21 protein-coding genes are annotated in these 15,768 nt (G+C 65.2%); 8 read left to right on the top strand and 13 right to left on the bottom strand.

The window, feature by feature from the left end; genetic code table 11:
• Positions 1 to 13: 13 nt before the first annotated feature.
• Genes folE through ACREB4_RS12135 form a run of 4 tightly spaced genes read left to right on the top strand, consistent with a single transcriptional unit; the run spans position 14 to position 3,015 of the window.
• Positions 14 to 751: a GTP cyclohydrolase I gene (gene folE, locus ACREB4_RS12150; RefSeq protein WP_431588483.1), complete on the top strand. Its 738-nt coding sequence runs from the start codon at positions 14 to 16 to the stop codon at positions 749 to 751.
• A 10-nt stretch (positions 752 to 761) separates the two neighbouring features.
• A complete protein-coding gene (locus tag ACREB4_RS12145) occupies positions 762 to 1,190 on the top strand; it encodes a BLUF domain-containing protein (protein ID WP_431588482.1) in 429 nt (142 codons plus the stop codon).
• The gene (locus ACREB4_RS12140; protein ID WP_431588481.1) at positions 1,190 to 2,161 is read left to right on the top strand and encodes a DUF429 domain-containing protein; all 972 of its coding nucleotides are present in this window, start codon (positions 1,190 to 1,192) and stop codon (positions 2,159 to 2,161) included. The genes ACREB4_RS12145 and ACREB4_RS12140 overlap by 1 nt, the downstream gene beginning before the upstream one ends.
• Positions 2,158 to 3,015, top strand: a complete 858-nt coding sequence (locus ACREB4_RS12135; protein ID WP_431588480.1) for a D-hexose-6-phosphate mutarotase — start codon at positions 2,158 to 2,160, stop codon at positions 3,013 to 3,015. Before ACREB4_RS12140 ends, ACREB4_RS12135 begins: the two co-directional genes overlap by 4 nt.
• Here the strand turns inward: ACREB4_RS12135 and ACREB4_RS12130 are convergent.
• From ACREB4_RS12130 to ACREB4_RS12110, 5 genes are read right to left on the bottom strand one after another with little or no spacing between them, the layout of a single operon-like run.
• Complete coding sequence (locus tag ACREB4_RS12130; protein ID WP_431588479.1) at positions 3,004 to 3,675, bottom strand: SCO family protein; 672 nt, start codon at positions 3,673 to 3,675, stop codon at positions 3,004 to 3,006. The two genes, ACREB4_RS12135 and ACREB4_RS12130, sit on opposite strands and share 12 nt — an antisense overlap.
• A gap of 6 nt (positions 3,676 to 3,681) precedes the next feature.
• Positions 3,682 to 4,596 (bottom strand): heme o synthase, encoded by a 915-nt coding sequence (cyoE, locus tag ACREB4_RS12125; RefSeq protein ID WP_431588478.1) that lies wholly within the window; start codon positions 4,594 to 4,596, stop codon positions 3,682 to 3,684.
• Between the two features lie 28 nt (positions 4,597 to 4,624).
• Positions 4,625 to 5,755 carry a COX15/CtaA family protein gene (locus ACREB4_RS12120; protein WP_431588477.1) on the bottom strand — a complete coding sequence of 377 codons (1,131 nt, stop codon included), beginning with the start codon at positions 5,753 to 5,755 and terminating at the stop codon, positions 4,625 to 4,627.
• Positions 5,756 to 5,772: 17 nt separating this feature from the next.
• Positions 5,773 to 6,477 (bottom strand): SCO family protein, encoded by a 705-nt coding sequence (locus ACREB4_RS12115; protein WP_431588476.1) that lies wholly within the window; start codon positions 6,475 to 6,477, stop codon positions 5,773 to 5,775.
• On the bottom strand, positions 6,431 to 7,219 hold the full coding sequence (locus ACREB4_RS12110; RefSeq protein WP_431588475.1) for an SURF1 family protein: 789 nt from the start codon (positions 7,217 to 7,219) through the stop codon (positions 6,431 to 6,433). The genes ACREB4_RS12115 and ACREB4_RS12110 overlap by 47 nt, the downstream gene beginning before the upstream one ends.
• A gap of 48 nt (positions 7,220 to 7,267) precedes the next feature.
• Between ACREB4_RS12110 and ACREB4_RS12105 the strand changes: the two genes are divergently transcribed.
• Positions 7,268 to 7,483, top strand: coding sequence for a DUF2909 domain-containing protein (locus ACREB4_RS12105; RefSeq protein WP_431588474.1), 216 nt, complete (start codon positions 7,268 to 7,270; stop codon positions 7,481 to 7,483).
• 76 nt (positions 7,484 to 7,559) lie between these two features.
• Here the strand turns inward: ACREB4_RS12105 and ACREB4_RS12100 are convergent, their stop codons facing one another.
• The 8 genes from ACREB4_RS12100 to ACREB4_RS12065 all read right to left on the bottom strand — a co-directional run bounded on the left by ACREB4_RS12100 (position 7,560) and on the right by ACREB4_RS12065 (position 14,132).
• Entirely contained in the window at positions 7,560 to 8,444 is an 885-nt protein-coding gene (locus ACREB4_RS12100; protein WP_431588473.1) for a cytochrome c oxidase subunit 3, read from the bottom strand.
• Positions 8,445 to 8,498: 54 nt separating this feature from the next.
• Complete coding sequence (locus ACREB4_RS12095) at positions 8,499 to 8,708, bottom strand: DUF2970 domain-containing protein (protein WP_431588472.1); 210 nt, start codon at positions 8,706 to 8,708, stop codon at positions 8,499 to 8,501.
• Positions 8,705 to 9,310 (bottom strand): cytochrome c oxidase assembly protein, encoded by a 606-nt coding sequence (locus ACREB4_RS12090; protein ID WP_431588471.1) that lies wholly within the window; start codon positions 9,308 to 9,310, stop codon positions 8,705 to 8,707. The genes ACREB4_RS12095 and ACREB4_RS12090 overlap by 4 nt, the downstream gene beginning before the upstream one ends.
• Before the next feature lie 7 nt (positions 9,311 to 9,317).
• On the bottom strand, positions 9,318 to 9,449 hold the full coding sequence (locus ACREB4_RS12085; RefSeq protein WP_431588470.1) for a cytochrome oxidase small assembly protein: 132 nt from the start codon (positions 9,447 to 9,449) through the stop codon (positions 9,318 to 9,320).
• A 13-nt stretch (positions 9,450 to 9,462) separates the two neighbouring features.
• Positions 9,463 to 11,088: a cytochrome c oxidase subunit I gene (gene ctaD / locus ACREB4_RS12080; RefSeq protein WP_431588469.1), complete on the bottom strand. Its 1,626-nt coding sequence runs from the start codon at positions 11,086 to 11,088 to the stop codon at positions 9,463 to 9,465.
• 43 nt (positions 11,089 to 11,131) lie between these two features.
• Entirely contained in the window at positions 11,132 to 12,256 is a 1,125-nt protein-coding gene (gene coxB, locus ACREB4_RS12075) for a cytochrome c oxidase subunit II (RefSeq protein WP_431588529.1), read from the bottom strand.
• 175 nt (positions 12,257 to 12,431) lie between these two features.
• Positions 12,432 to 12,986, bottom strand: a complete 555-nt coding sequence (locus ACREB4_RS12070) for a DUF2244 domain-containing protein (RefSeq protein WP_431588468.1) — start codon at positions 12,984 to 12,986, stop codon at positions 12,432 to 12,434.
• A 213-nt stretch (positions 12,987 to 13,199) separates the two neighbouring features.
• Positions 13,200 to 14,132 carry a methyltransferase domain-containing protein gene (locus ACREB4_RS12065; protein WP_431588467.1) on the bottom strand — a complete coding sequence of 311 codons (933 nt, stop codon included), beginning with the start codon at positions 14,130 to 14,132 and terminating at the stop codon, positions 13,200 to 13,202.
• A 73-nt stretch (positions 14,133 to 14,205) separates the two neighbouring features.
• Between ACREB4_RS12065 and ACREB4_RS12060 the strand changes: the two genes are divergently transcribed.
• From ACREB4_RS12060 to ACREB4_RS12050, 3 genes are all read left to right on the top strand, one after another.
• Positions 14,206 to 14,919: a ComF family protein gene (locus ACREB4_RS12060; RefSeq protein WP_431588466.1), complete on the top strand. Its 714-nt coding sequence runs from the start codon at positions 14,206 to 14,208 to the stop codon at positions 14,917 to 14,919.
• Positions 14,920 to 15,023: 104 nt separating this feature from the next.
• Positions 15,024 to 15,446, top strand: coding sequence for a hypothetical protein (locus ACREB4_RS12055; protein ID WP_431588465.1), 423 nt, complete (start codon positions 15,024 to 15,026; stop codon positions 15,444 to 15,446).
• A gap of 109 nt (positions 15,447 to 15,555) precedes the next feature.
• Complete coding sequence (locus tag ACREB4_RS12050; RefSeq protein ID WP_431588464.1) at positions 15,556 to 15,765, top strand: hypothetical protein; 210 nt, start codon at positions 15,556 to 15,558, stop codon at positions 15,763 to 15,765.
• Positions 15,766 to 15,768: the final 3 nt, after the last annotated feature.

The following is a 15,768-nucleotide window of genomic DNA, read 5'->3' as shown; positions in this document are numbered from 1 at the left end:
TTGAAAGCGCGTCATGACCCTCCCCACCCTCCGCGCCATCGACGCGGCCCGCGACACCGACGATGAAGAAGGCACCCCCGTGTCCGTCAAGATCCGGGAACGCATCAAGCAAGCGCAGCAGCGCTTCCACGCCAACGACAACATCGCCGAGTTCATCGAGCCGGGCGAGCTCGAAAAGCTGCTCGACGAGGTCCAGGGCAAGATGGCCGGCGTGCTGTCCAGCCTGGTGATCGACACCGACAGCGACCACAACACGCAGGACACCGCCCGCCGTGTGGCCAAGATGTACCTGCACGAGATCTTCAAGGGCCGTTACCACAAGGCCCCCGCCGTGACGGAATTTCCCAATGCGGAACGCCTGAACGAGCTGATGATCGTCGGCCCCATCACCGTGCGCAGCGCCTGCTCGCACCACCTGTGCCCCATCATGGGCAAGGTGTGGATCGGCGTGATGCCCAACGAGCATTCCAACTTGATCGGCCTGTCCAAATACGCGCGCCTGATCGACTGGATCATGAGCCGCCCGCAAATTCAAGAAGAGGCCGTCACACAAGTGGCCGACCTGCTGCAATCGCGCATGCAGCCCGACGGCCTGGCCGTGGTGATGGAGGCCGACCACTTCTGCATGCAGTGGCGCGGCGTCAAGGACATGGACTCGAAGATGATCAACAGCGTGATGCGCGGCTCCTTCCTGAAGGACCCCAACCTGCGCCGCGAATTCCTTGCCCTGGTCAACCAGAAGAAAGGCTGAGGTCCACACCATGCTCGTTCGACTGCTCTACGCCAGCCGGGCCCACAAGCCCCTGGCCCCCGACACCATCGAGACCATCCTGTCTTCGTCTCGCAAGAACAACCTGGCATTGGGCGTGACCGGCCTGCTCTGCCACAGCGGCGACATCTTCATGCAACTGCTGGAAGGCGGGCGCGACGCCGTCAACCAGCTGTACACGAAGATCGCCAACGACCCGCGCCACGGCAACGTCATCCTGCTGGACTACGAAGAGATCGATGAACGCCGCTTCGCCAGCTGGACCATGGGCCAGGTCAACCTCGGCAAGGTCAATCCTTCGATTTTGCTGAAGTACTCTGAACGGCCGGTGCTCGATCCTTACGCCGTGCCCGGCAAGGTGTCGCTGGCCTTGCTCGACGAATTGATCGTCACCGCCTCCATCGGTTGCAAACAGGGTTGATGGCCGAGCAAGCTGCCGGCCACGCCGGCGCCGTGCCCGGCACCCTGCTGGGCCTGGATTTTTCGTGCGCGCCCTCGCCCCGCAAACCCCTGACGCTGGCCTGGGGCCGGCGCGCGGGCTTGGTCGTCAGGCTGGACCAGCTGGACGAAGTCACCACCCTGGCCGGGCTGGAACAGGTGCTGGAAAACACCCACGGTGTGTTGGCCGCCTGCGACTTTCCCTTTGGCTTGCCGCGCCCTTTCGTGCAGGCGCTCTGCGCGCACCCGCCGGCTGATTTCCCGGCGGAGCACCTGGCGGCCTTGCGCCGATCCCTGCTTGAAAAACCCGGCCACGCGCCCACCGCCACCGGCACCCTGATCCGCGCACTGCATGCCCACTGCGGCGACCGGGCAGGCTTTCAGCGCCTGGTCGACGGTTGGGGCCAGACCTGGGACACCGGTCGGGGCGATGGCCCCAAGCTGCTGCACCGCCCCACCGACATGGCCGTCAAAGGCATCAGCAGCACCAGCCCCCTGCAGACACGCTATGTGCCCGTGGGCAAGATGTATTTCGAAGGCCTGGTCCGCCTGGTCGATGCCGACTTCAGCCTGCCCGGCCTGCGCCAGGGCCGCCCCGATGCGCTGGCCTTCGAGGCCTACCCCGGTTTTCTGTCGGGCGAGGTGCTGGGCCGGCGCAGCTACAAGAGCGACGCCACCGCACCGCCCGACCAACAACAGGCCCGCCTCATCGCCCGCATGGACCTGGTCGATGCCTTGGAGCAAGGCCGCACCCGCCTGAACCTGCGCCTCAAGCTCACGCCCGGCCAGCGCGACTTTCTCGTGGCCGACGCCAAGGGCGACCGCCTGGATGCCGCGCTGTGCCTGGTGCAAGCGGCCTGGGCGCAGCGGGAGGGCGAACAGGGCGGCGCCACCCACTCATGGGGCCTGCCCAAGTCGGTCGACCCTGTCGAAGGGTGGATACTCACCGCATGACCGAACCGACTTCTTTCCACGACCACCATGGCCAGCCGGCCCTCCTGATCCGCTCGCCCGATGGTGCGCAAACCACCGTGCTGCTGCATGGCGCCCACGTGGTGTCCTGGGTGCCCGCGGGCGGCACCGAACAGCTTTACCTGTCACCCACCGCCGACTACAGCGCCGGCAAGGCCGTGCGCGGCGGCATCCCGGTGATCTTTCCGCAGTTCGAGAAAAAAGGCCCCGACCGCAGCCTGCCGCGCCACGGCTTCGTGCGCAACCGCGCCTGGCAACTGGAAAGCCAGCGCCAAGGCACGGCCCACTCGCAGGCCACCTTGCGCTTGTCGGACAGCGAAGAGACCCGCGACCTGTGGCCACACGGCTTCGAGCTGGAACTGACCGTGTCCGTCAGCGGCTCGCAACTCGAACTGGAGCTGTACGTGCGCAACAGCGGCAGCACGGTCTGGCCGTTCTCAGCCGCCTTGCACACCTACCTGGCCGTGTCCGAACTGGCCCGCGCAAGGCTTCACGGGCTTCAAGGCCTGACCTACATCGACAACCTGCGCAACGCCGAGGCCACGGAAGAACACCCCGAGAAGAGCTTCTCCGGCGAGATCGACCGCATCTACGAAAAGGCCAGCAGCCTGCTGCTCACCGAGGGCAAGCGGCAGTTGCGGATCCAGTCGGACAACCTGCCCGATGCCGTGGTGTGGAACCCGGGCCCAGACAAATGCGCGGCCCTGAGTGACATGCCAGCGCCAGACTGGGAACACATGCTGTGCGTGGAAGCCGCCCGCATCCTGCAACCCAAGACGCTGTCACCCGGCGAGGAATGGACCGGCCGCCAAAGCCTGACGCTGCTAGCCGCCTGACGCGAGCAACTGCCGGATGTCCGAGGTCAGGGCGTCCACGCCCAGGCCGTAGCGCACGAACAGCCTGATCTGACCACTGGGGTCGAACACGAAGGCCCCGGCGGTGTGGTCCATGGTGTAGCCCTTGCCATCCTGGGTGGGCACCTTCTGGTAGAAGACCTTGAACTCGCGGGATGCCGCGTTGATCTCATCCGGCGAACCGTGCAGACCGATGAAGCTCGGGTCCATCGCCGTCAGGTATTCCTTGAGAACGGCGGGCGTGTCGCGCTCGGGGTCGATGGTGATGAACACGCCTTGCAGGCGGTCACCATCCTTGCCCAGGCGGCGTTTCACTTCGGCCAACTCGGCCATGGTCGTGGGGCAGACTTCGGGGCACTGCGTGAAGCCAAAGAACACGAAGACCACCTTGCCTTTGAAGTCGGCCAAGGTGCGCTTCTTGCCATCGACATCGGTCAGCGAAAACTGCCGAGCGTACTCGGCCCCCGTGAGGTCCACCGACTTGAAGGACGAGGCCTTGGCAGGCGCCACCACGCCCTGCGGCGCGGAAGCACCACCGCCCGCGCCGCTGTCAGCGCCTTGGCGATCACACCCGGCCAGGGCGAGCACCGAGGCGCATGCGATTGAACAGGCCAGGGTCGAAAGGGTCTTGGGTTTGCGCATGGGGTCTCAGATCGGCACGTAGTGGTCCACCAGCAAGGCCGCGAAGAGCAGCATCAGGTAGATGATGGAGAACTTGAAGGTCTGGCGGGCCAGCTCGTCGCTGTAGCGGCGCCACAGGCGGAAGGCATAAGCCAGGAACCAAAGCCCCAGCACCACGGCCGACACGAGGTAGATCCAGCCGCTCATCTGGTACACGAAAGGCAGCAAGGTGCCCGCCAGCAGGATGAAGGTGTAGAGCAGCACGTGCAGGCGCGTGAATTCGTTGCCATGCGTCACCGGCAGCATGGGCAGGCCCGCGCGGGCGTAGTCCTCGACGCGGTACAGGGCCAGCGCCCAGAAGTGCGGCGGGGTCCACAGGAAGATGATCAGGCAGAGCATCCAGGCCTCGGGGCCGACCGAATCGCGCATGGCCGCCCACCCCAGCACCGGCGGCATCGCGCCCGAGGCGCCACCAATGACGATGTTCTGCGGCGTCATGGGCTTGAGGATGACGGTGTAGATGATGGCGTAGCCCACGAAGGTGGCCAGGGTCAGCCACATCGTCAGGGCATTGACCCAGAGGATCAGGATGGTCGAGCCCACCAGGCACAGCCCGGCGCTGAACAACAGCGTTTGCGTGCGGGTCAATTCGCCCCGCGCCGTGGGCCGCCAGGAGGTGCGCTTCATGCGTGAATCGATCTGCTGCTCGATCAGGCAGTTGAAAGCCGCCGCCGCCCCCGCCACCAGCCAGATGCCGATGCAGGCGGCCAGCGCCGTCAGGCCCTCGGCCCGGGTGGGCATGCCCGGCACCGCCAGCAACATGCCGATGACGGCGCAGAACACGATCAGTTGCACCACGCGCGGCTTGGTCAGCACGTAAAACTGCTTGAAACGCGATGGCAGGCTCATCGCTGTGGGGCTGGAGGCTAGGGAATCGGTCATGGGGGCTTCGCGGGGGTCAGGCCCGATTTTAAGAGCTGCGCGGCGAAAACGGGGCTGCGCGCGGTTGTACCAGCAAACGCACCAACCACCACACCAGCAGGGCCGCGCCGAGGGTGTGGCCCAAGGCGGCCACCAAAGGCCAGCCGAGCACCACATTGCTCAGGCCAGTGAGCAGTTGCCAGGTCGCCAGCGCCCACAGGCCCACGGCCTCGCGGCGCCAGTGCCGGGCCCGCCAAAGCCCCCAGGCCAGGGCCACCATGGCCAGCAGCACGACCACGGCCGCCAGGCGGTGCACCATGTGGATCGCGGTCAAGCCGGCCAGGGTGATCTGGGCCCCCAGGCCATCGCCGCCCAAAGGGCGCAACAGGCGAAAACCCGTTTCAAAATCCATGGCGGGCCACCACTGGCCCTGGCACAAAGGCACTTCGCTGCAGGCCAGGACTGCGGAATTGGTGCTGACCCAGCCGCCCAGGGCCATCTGGACCACCGCCAAAACCAGGACGGCGAGCGCCCAAGCGCGCAGGGATGAGCGGCGCCAGGCCCCGGTGCGCGTGGGATTGGCCGCGTCCATCACCCGCGCCTGCGCCGTCAACAGACCCACCCCCAGCAAGCCGCCCAGCAAATGCCCGGTGACCACCAGCGGATAAAGCTTGAGCGTGACGGTGAACGCCCCGAAGGCCCCCTGCGCACAGACCCACACGAAGGTCAAGGTGGGCCACCAGGGCGACAGGCTGCCGATCCGCCGGCGCCCCCACCAGGCCGCCACCATCAGGCCCGCGATCAGGGCACCCACGCCCGATGCCAGGTAGCGGTGGATCATCTCGATCCAGGCCTTGCCATGCGTGATCGGGCCGCTGGGCAGCAGCGCCTGGGCCTGGTCGATCAGGCTGCGCGCGCCCACCGGGCTGTGGTGGCCATAACAACCCGGCCAGTCCGGGCAACCCAGGCCGGAATCCGTCAACCGCGTGAAAGCCCCGAACACCACCAAGTCCAGGGTCAGGAACAAGGTGGCCAGCGTCAGGGCGCGTTGCCAGGCCGGCCAACCCTGCAAGCCTTCACGCCGACCTTTGACCAGCACCCACAGCAAGGGCAGCAAGGCCACGAGCGCGCCCACCAGGGCGACTTCCAACGCGGGGTTCCAATCGATCCAACCACCCATGGCGAGCTCCGGCGGCCTCAGCGGCCGGCCTCGTCCCAAGAGTCGCTGGCCTTCATCAGGCGGCTCAGGTCGCGCTTGACCTTGCTCATGTCGGCTTGCGCCGGGAAACGCATCATCCAGGCGCCTTTGGGGTCCACCAGGTAGAAGTGCGCGCTCAAGGGCTGCCCTGGCTCGGGGCTGAACCAGCGGGCCAGGTCATTGGAAGGGATGCGCAACACCGTGGTGCCCTGCAAGCCAGGCTTGATGGCTTCGCGCACCGGCACCTCGTCGGTGACGAACCAGACGCGGTCGATGCGGTCCTTGTCCTTGCCCAGGGTTTCGCGCACTTGCCGCTGGTAGTAAAGGTGCTGCTCGCAGGCCTGGTCGCAGGCGCCGCCCGCCACGGTCACCAACAACCACTGGCCTTTCAGCGAGGAGGCGGCCACGGCGCGGTCCTGCGCATCACGGAGGGGCAAGGCCGCGTCGGCGGGCATCTCGCGCGGGGGCTGGATCAAGGTACCGTAATTGGCCCGGCCCTGGGGGCGGACCACGTAATAGGTGAAGTACGAGGCCACCACGGGCGCGGCGCAAATGGCCCACACCATCAACATCTTCAAGCGGCCCATGCGCGTGCGCTGCGCCAGGTCGGCTTGCGGCGCCGAAGGCAGGCTGTGCACGCTCATCTGCACCAGGGGATCATGGCGCTCGGCGGCGGTGGGGGCTGATGAGTTGAAACCAGACATACAGTCCTGTGATCAAGGCGGCCATGGCGAACCATTGGGCCGCGTAAGCGTGGTGTTTGCCGACGCCGTCGGCCGGCACGGGCCAATCGCGTCGCAGGGGAAAGCCGGACGGGTCGGAGAAAACTTCGCCCGACTCCGAGGTCTCGGGTTGCAACTGCAACACCGCGCCAGGCATCACCCCGCGGCCCAACTGGGCCGGCACGGCCGCGAAGTCGATATTCTGGACGATGCGGGGCCCCATGGCATGGGATGGGGCCAAATCGGGGCCCAGCCTGAAGGCCCGGGACAGCTCGGGCATCAAACGCCCCACCACCTGAACCGGACGCACTGGCGTGATGAACGCCGGCACCTGGGTCCGGTCCTGCGCATGGCGAGGCACCCAACCACGCTGCACCAGCACCACCGGGGAAGCACAGCGACCGCGCCCGCTGAGTTGCAGCGCCGTGACCACATAGAAGCCCGCGCGGCCCGCCATGGCGCGGTTGTCGAGCAACCAGGTGTGCTGGGGCAGCCATTGGCCCGTCAGCACCACGCGGCGGTTGGCCTGCCCGGCCCAGGCGGCTTCGTCACACGGCAGGGACGCGTTGTTCAAGGGCAGCAAGGACTCGCGCTCGGCCACCGCCGCCTGCCGCGCCAATTTTTCGTCGGCGCGGTGCATTTGCCAGCGCCCCAGGGACACGGTGAGGCCCACCGCCAGCACGGCGGCCACCAGCACCAGGCCACGGCGCCAGCGCGGATTCATCTGGCGTCCATTCGGACGACCTGGCCGTCATGGACATAATGTCCCACCATGAAAATCATCATCACCTTTGCTTTGCTGGCGATCATTGCCGCGCTCGTGCTGGCCGGCCGGGCCTTGCTCAAGGATGGCCGCGATGGCAGCCCCAAGAGCAACCGCATGCTGCATGCACTGGCCTTGCGCGTGGCCCTGTCGGTGTCCTTGTTCTTGTTCATCCTGTTCAGCTACAAGATGGGCTGGATCCACCCCACCGGCATTCCCCTGTGATCCAAAAAAAAGCGCCACCCGGGCGCTCTTTCTGGTTCGACGGGCCCGCATCTGGCGCGAGCCCGACCTCCCCCGCTCAGAACCAGTAGACGATGATGTAGAGGCCCAGCCAGACCACGTCCACGAAGTGCCAGTACCAGGCGGCGCCTTCGAAGCCGAAATGCCGCTCGGGCGTGAAGTGGCCTTTTTGCAAGCGCAGTGTGATGAACAGCAGCATCAACGCACCCACGAACACGTGGAAACCGTGGAAGCCCGTCAGCATGAAGAAGGTCGAGCCGTAAATGCCCGAGGACAGCTTCAGGTTGTAGTGGTGGTAGGCCTCGTAATACTCGTAGCCCTGGCAGCCCAGGAAGGCGAAGCCCAGCAGCACGGTCAGCCACATGAAGCCGATGGCCTTGCCACGGTGGTTCTCGCGCAGGGCATGGTGGGCGATGGTCAGGGTCACGCCGGATGTCAGCAGCAGCGCCGTGTTGATCGTGGGCAGCGGCCACGGGCCCATGGTGCGGAAAGCTTCGACCGTCCCGGCCGGCGAGGCCGTCGCGCCAGCGACAACGCTGGGCCAGATGGCCTTGAAGTCGGGCCACAGCAGCGCGTTCTGGATGTCGCCCAGCACCGGCACGGTATACAGACGTGACCAGAACAGCGCCCCGAAGAACGACGCGAAGAACATCACCTCGGAGAAGATGAACCAGGCCATGCTCCAGCGGAACGAGACGTCGATGCGGTCGCTGTACTGGCCGCTTTCGCTTTCATGGATGGCATCGCCAAACCAGCGCTTGAGCGTCCAGGCCCACCATGCCAGGCCAAAGGCCACCGAGTAGGGACCCCACTCCGCGCCGTTGACCCATTGCCCCGCGCCGAGGATGACGAAGAACAGACCGGTGGCCGCCATCACGGGATGGCTGGACGGGCCTGGCACGAAGTAGTAGGGAGCCTGCCCTTTGGGAACCGCTGCCGACATGTTGTTCTCCTGGATACCGTTACTTGAAGAAAAAAATGAACACCTGAAACACCGTCAATGCGCCACGCCACTCGACACGACCCAGCGCACCAGCAACACCAGCACCGCCACGAACAGCGCCCCGCCCAGCAGGCCGGCGATGATCAGGTGCAGGGGCTTGATCTTGGCCACATCTTGCGCCTGCCCGGATGACTTGCGAACACCGAAAAACGACCAGGCCACCGCCTTGACCGTTTGCGTGAAGGACCCCTTTGGGCCGCTCACACGCCCCCCTTGGGCGCCGACGGCACCTTGCCACCCACTTCAAAAAAGGTGTAGGACAGCGTGATGGTGGCCACGTCCTTGGGCAATTGGGGATCGATCACGAAAACCACAGGCCAGCGTTTGGTCTCACCCGGCTTGAGGATGTACTCGTTGAAGCAGAAACACTGCAGCTTGTTGAAGTGCGCGGTGGCCTGCTTGGGGGCATAGCTGGGGATGGCCTGCGCGGCCATGGTGCGGTTCTGCGTGTTGCGGAACTCGTACATCACGGTGGTCAACTGCCCCGGGTGCACCTGGAGCGAACGAACCTCGGGCTTGAACGCCCAGACCCCGCGGGCATTGGCGTCGAACTCGACCGAGATGGTGCGGCTCGTGTCGACCTGCGTGTTGGGGCGGGACTTGGCCGAGGCACCGGGAATCACCTGCTCGGTCAGCGACAGCACGTTGATGCCCAGCGCCTTGCAGATGGTCTTGTACATGGGCACCATGGCATAGCCGAAGGCGAACATGAGGCAGGTCACCACCAGCAACTTGCCCACCATGCCGAGATTGGCCTGGCGCAGGTGCAGCCTCCGGGCCGACAGGGTGGCGGGCGTGTTGCTCATGGCGCCGTCAATGCTTGAACACGACCAGGCGCGTGATGAAGCCCACGAAGAAGACCAGGGCCACCGAGCCCAGGATCAGGCCCAGGCGCAAATTGCGCGAACGCAGGGCCTTGCGGTCTTCAGGTGTGGGAAGGCTCATGTCGGGCGCCTGTTCAACCGATCACGCGGGTCGCGGTCGGGTCCAGCTTGGGTGGGTTCTCGAAGGTGTGGAAGGGCGCTGGCGAGGGGATCTCCCACTCCAGGCCTTCAGCACCATCCCAGGGACGCGCGGGCGCGGGCACACCCTTGCCACGCATGGCCGGGATCATCACGAAGAAGATGAAATACACCTGCGCGAAACCGAAGGCGAAGGCGCCGATCGACGCCAACTCATTGAAATCGGCGAACTGCATGGGATAGTCGGCATAGCGCCGGGGCATGCCGGCCAGGCCCAAAAAGTGCATCGGGAAGAAGGTGACGTTGAAGGCGATCAGCGACCACCAGAAATGCAACTGGCCCTTCCACTCGGGGATCATCACACCGGTCCACTTGGGCGCCCAGTAATAGAAACCGGCGAACAAGGCGAACAGCGAGCCCGCCACCAGCACGTAGTGGAAGTGGGCCACCACGTAGTAGGTGTCCTGCAGTTGCGTGTCGATCGGGGCCATCGACAGGATCAGGCCGGTGAAGCCCCCCATCGTGAACACGAAGATGAAGCCCACGGCCCACACCATCGGGGCCTCGAAGGTCATGGAACCGCGCCACATGGTGGCCACCCAGTTGAAGATCTTCACGCCCGTGGGCACCGAGATCAGCATGGTGGCGTACATGAAGAACAGCTGGCCGGTCACGGGCATGCCGGTGGCGAACATGTGGTGGGCCCACACGATGAAGCTCAGGATGGCGATGGAGGCCGTGGCGTACACCATGGACTCGTAGCCGAACAGGCGCTTGCGGGCGAAAGCCGGGATGATCTGGCTGACGATGCCGAAGGCCGGCAAGATCATGATGTAGACCTCGGGGTGGCCGAAGAACCAGAAGATGTGCTGGTACATCACCGGGTCGCCGCCGCCAGCGGGGTTGAAGAAGCTGGTGCCGAAGTGGCGGTCGGTCAGCGTCATGGTGATGGCGCCAGCGAGCACGGGCATCACGGCGATCAGAAGGTAGGCCGTGATCAGCCAGGTCCACGAGAACATCGGCATCTTCATCAAGGTCATGCCAGGCGCGCGCATGTTCAGGATGGTGACGATGATGTTGATCGAGCCCATGACGGAGCTGGCGCCCATGATGTGCATGGCAAAGATGCCGGCGTCCATCGAAGGGCCCATCTGCAGGGTCAGCGGCGCGTAGAGCGTCCAGCCAGCGGCGGGGGCGCCACCGGGCATGAAGAAGGAACCGACCAGCAGCAGCGAGGCGGGGATCAGCAGCCAGAAGCTGAAGTTGTTCATCCGCGCGAAGGCCATGTCGGACGCGCCGATCTGCAGCGGGATCATCCAGTTGGCCATGCCCACGAAGGCCGGCATGATGGCGCCGAACACCATGATGATGCCGTGCATGGTGGTGAACTGGTTGAACAGTTCGGGGTTGAACAGCTGCAGGCCGGGCTTGAACAGCTCGGCGCGGATGCACAAGGCCAGCACGCCGCCGACCATCAGCATGGTCAGCGAGAACAGCAGGTACAGGGTCCCGATGTCCTTGTGGTTGGTGGCGAAGACCCAGCGGCGCCAGCCGTGTGGGTGGTCGTGTGCATGGTCGTCGTGCCCGTGGGCGTGGCCGCCGTGATCAATGACTGCGCTCATGTCGAATCCTTTGCTTGTCTTGTCAGGTGAGGTCAGCGACGGGTCACTGACGGGCGGTCCGCACTTCGGCGGGCTGCACAACCTGGCCGGTCTTGTTGGACCAGTGATTCTTGGTGTAGGTGATCACAGCGGCGATCTCGGTGTCCGACAGCTGTTTCCACGAGGGCATGGTGTTGTTCTGGCCATTGAGCACCACCTTGATTTGAACGGTCTTGTCAGCGTCCAGCACCTTGGGCGAGGCGTCCAGTGGCTTGATCGCGCCACCGCCCTTGCCGGTGGGCAGGTGGCAGGCCGCGCAGTTGGCGGTGTAGACCTTCTCGCCACGGGCGATCAAGTCTTCCTGGGTCCAGACCTTGTTCGGGTCGTCAGCCTTGGCCTGCATTTCCTTGAGTTGCGCTTGCACCCAAATGCTGTAGTCGGCTTCCGAGACCACCTTCACGTGGATGGGCATGTAGGCGTGTTCCTTGCCGCACAGCTCGACGCACTGGCCGTAGAAATCGCCGATTTTCTCGGCGCGGAACCAGGTGTCGCGCACAAAGCCGGGGATGGCGTCCTGCTTGATGCCGAAGGCCGGCACGCCGAAGGAGTGAATCACGTCGTTGGCGGTGGTGATGATGCGCACCTTCTTGTTGACGGGCACCACCAGGGCGCGGTCCACTTTCAGCAGGTAGTTGTCGCCCTGCGGCGTGCCGGCGTCGGACAGGGCGCGCTGCGAAGCGTCCAGCGTTGAGAGGAACCCGATGCCCTCGCCTTCGCCTTTGAGGTAGTCGTAACCCCACTTCCATTGGTAGCCCGTGGCCTTGATGGTGAGGTCGGCGTTGGTCGTGTCTTTCTGGGCCACCACGGCCTTGGTGGCGGGCAAGGCCATCCCGATGACGATGAGGAAAGGAATCACGGTCCAGACGATTTCAACCGTGGTGGACTCGTGGAAATCGGCCGATTTGGCACCCTTGGACTTGCGGTGCTTGAAGATGGAATAGAACATCACGCCGAAAACACCCACGAAGATGGCCGTGCAAATCCACAGCATCATGTAGTGCAGATCCTGCTGCTCCAAGGCGATCTTCGTGGCGGGCGGTTGCATGTCCATTTGGCGCACCGCCGGGCCCCCCGGCAGGTCGTTGACCGCCCAGGCCGCGGAACTGGCCACCAAAGACGCCAGCGCCAGTCCGCAGCCCGCCGCACAACCGACCGCCCGTCCTGCGGACCACCGACTCACCTGATGCCCAAGATCCTTGATCATTTCTTTGCTCGTCTATGGTTGAACTGTTGTAGGAGTGGTCTGCTGGCGGGAGGGGGCCAGGCTCAGGAACGCGACAACCTTGTCATCACGGTCAGGCGCCTCAGTCCTCCAGGTGCTTGAGCGCCCAGCGGAATTCATCCGCCAACTGGCGCCGATGCTGGCGTTGCACGAATTCACCGACCACCACACTGCGACCTTGCCCGGACAGGCGCACCAGGGAACCATCGTCCCGATCGGGCTCGACGCGCACCCAGCGCGGGTTGAATTCGACACAGTTGGTGCGGCCACCGCTTCGGCGTTCGACCCGCAGCAGGCTGGGGCGCATCGCAATGTACTCGCGATCGGCGGCGTGTCGGGTGTACATCAGGACCGCGGCCATGACGGCCAGCATTTCCATGAAGGCAAAGGGCAGCACGAAGGCTGCCCCGAAATACCAGAAACCACCCGCCAGCCCGATGGACACCAGACAGAGGGCCGCGTAAACCGACCAGACTTGCCGTGCGCTGAGCGCGCCATCGCGCTGGAGCAGCCATTCCACCCGCCAGCCAGACGCATCAGGCGCCGCCATGGACGCCGCACCTTGCACCAGATTCAGCAAGGGGCGCCACACCCCGAAGCGCAGGGCGGCCGAGGACATCAGGGGAACTGGGGACAAGGCGGCAGGCATTTACGCCACGGCTCCAAGGCCACAAAGGGCTGAAAGGGGGCAAAACACCCGGAAAAAGGACAGCCTTGTGGGGGCTCGGCCTTCAGTGATCCGGCCATTTTAGCCGCCGTCTGCGGCTATCTCAACTTGCCGGGAATTTACTTTTGCTATGGCTAACCCGTGATTTTGCGCGATTCGCAACGGGCTGGCAGTTCGCGCCTTTCAGGTTTTCGGCGTGCCGTGCTTGATCATCGCCTTCATGTCGGTCAGCGACACACGGGTCTCGGCGGCCAGGGGCAGGCGGGGAGCGGGCTTGAAGGCGTGGCCATACACCAGCTCGATCGTCAGACCCAGGCGACCGTCCGGGCGCTTCAAGCCCTGGGTGAGCGCCTCGGTCAGGCGTGCATGCCAACGTGGCGTCCGCCAACCAGCAGCGCGTCCCTGGGCGACATTGCCTCCCCAGGTGCGCCATTCGGCCAGCATGTCTTCGGCGTTGGCCCAGGTCAGGGTGATGCGCTCCATGTCCATGACCGGGTCGGCGAATCCGGCCTCGACCAGGGCATCGCCCAGGTCATGCATGTCGATGAAATCGATCGTGGGCAAAGGCCAGCCCAACTCGCGGTAGAGCTGGCGCAACTCGCGGGCCGTGTCCGGGCCCAGGCCGGAACACATCAGGAACCCATCCACGGCCAGGATGCCGTGCCACTGTTTCAACAAGGCGGGCAGGTCGGGGTGGGCGTGCAGCGCCATGTTGGCCCAGAGCATCTGGATGCCCTGATCACCCCACGGCGCGGTTTCGGTGGCATCGGCGGACACGATGGGCTCGGCCTCGCGGCGCCAGGGCGCCCACCAGGTCTTGGTGGCCTGGGCGCGCCATTGCGCTCGGCTGCGCTCGATCAACTCGGGCAGAGGCTCCACGATCCAGCGCCGGGACTGGGGATAGCGGTTCTGCACTTCGGAAGCCCCGCCGCCCAGGAAAGCGCCCCAGTCCAGCCATTGCCGGGGCTGCACCAGGATCATCTCCAGCTTGGCGGACAGGCGGCGCGCGACTTCCTGGTTCAACCAAGAGGCCTCGGGCAGGCGCGACAGACGCCGGGCTTGGTGCAACAAGGCTTGGCGTTGGGGAGCGACAGGGGCGGAAGAGGGAGCAGGCATGGGCACCGGGAGCGGCAAGGAGACCCTCCACTGGGCGATGTCCAGCGCGCGGGGCGCTCAGTATATTGACTGGATGCCTTCTTTGCCCGCCTCCTGGCGCTTGCCCTGGCCCGGTCTGTGCCTGGTGTGCCGCCAGGCGCAATGGCAGGCCGTGTGCCAGCACTGTCTCTCCGCCTTCGCCGCGCCTCGCCTGCGCTGCGGGCGGTGCGCCCTGGCATTGAAAGCAGGACGCCCCGAGTGCCTGGCTTGCGAAGACAAGCCTCCCGAGTTCGACCGCGCCATCGCCGCCGTGGACTACACCTCGCCATGGCGCGAGTTGATCGCGCAGTTCAAATTCAACGGCGACGTGGCCCTGGCCAAGCCCTTGTCCGAACTGATGGCCGACCGACTGGGCCAACTGCCGCCCCGAAGGCGCCCCCAATGGCTCATTCCCACGCCGCTGTCGACGGCCCGCCTGCGCGAACGCGGTTTCAACCAGTCGTGGCAACTGGCCCGCCAACTGTCTCGCCAGATGGGCATCCCCACCCTGCCCGAGGCCGTGCGCCGCGTGAAAGACACGCCCCGGATGATGACGCTGGAGGCCGACGATCGCCGCCAGCACATCCGCGGCGCGTTCGAAGTGACCCAGTCGTGTCGGCGGGCACTGGCCGGGCGGCATGTCGCCCTGGTGGACGATGTCCTGACCACGGGCGCCACCCTCGACGAAATCACCCGGACCCTGCAAGACGCCGGCGTGCGCCAGGTGTCGGTGTGGGTGCTGGCCCGCACCCCGACACCCGGCGCGTGAGCGCATCCATGTCCCCAGCTCGTTCATGGGCACGCCGATTGCCCATCCATTCCAGCCTTGCGCTCACGAGAGCGCACAACGGCTTGTCAGTGGAGCCCTCTCATATGCGTGCCGTCATTTTCCTCATCCTCGCGGCGACCGCCCTTGCAGCCCAGGCCGCCCAGCCTGACTGCATACCGTCCACCTGGGCCTTGTCCACCACCCCGGTGGGCAAACCCATCGAGCGCCACACCGACCGCCCCAGCCTGTTCGTGTCCTCAAACCACGGCTTGGCCGCCTATTGGTTTTGCCAGGACAAGGATGCCCGCATCACCTATTGGGAAGTTCACGGCACGCCCAAGGCCATCCTGGACGCCGGTGGCGCCCGCGTGCTGGAGATGCTCTACATCAAGGATCGGGATGCATCGTTGAACAAACTGTCGGCAACGCCCTGCAACCGGCCCGACATCGCCGACGCTGACGAGCGGCAACTATGCCGGGAATTGCTGGAGGAAATCCGCGCTCAATGGCCAAAGGCCGGTCAATGAAGGTTTCAGTGGCGCATCTGCCGCGATCAAGCGCAGGACTGAAAACCCACAATGGTCAAGCGCGTCGTTTTTTGCAGGCGCCACTTGAAAGCGAGTGTAAAAAATGCCGATGAATGCAGCTTCTGCCCAGCGCCATGCCGTGAATTTGTATTTCCTGGGCCTGGGTTTCGTGATGCTGGGCGCCTGCCTGATGGACTACTGCGATTCGCTGGCGCCCATGGCGGCCTGCACCTCCACTGCGCTGTTGCTCAGCGTTCCCCTGTTCCGTGAACTGAAGCTGCGCTATTCGAGGCGCGGTGCTGTTCGCCCAGGCGAATGATCG

It is taken from the genome of Aquabacterium sp. (genome assembly GCF_050725395.1).
In the GTDB taxonomy this organism is placed as follows: Bacteria; Pseudomonadota; Gammaproteobacteria; order Burkholderiales; family Burkholderiaceae_C; genus Aquabacterium.
This window is presented reverse-complemented; position numbering and strand designations above follow the sequence as displayed.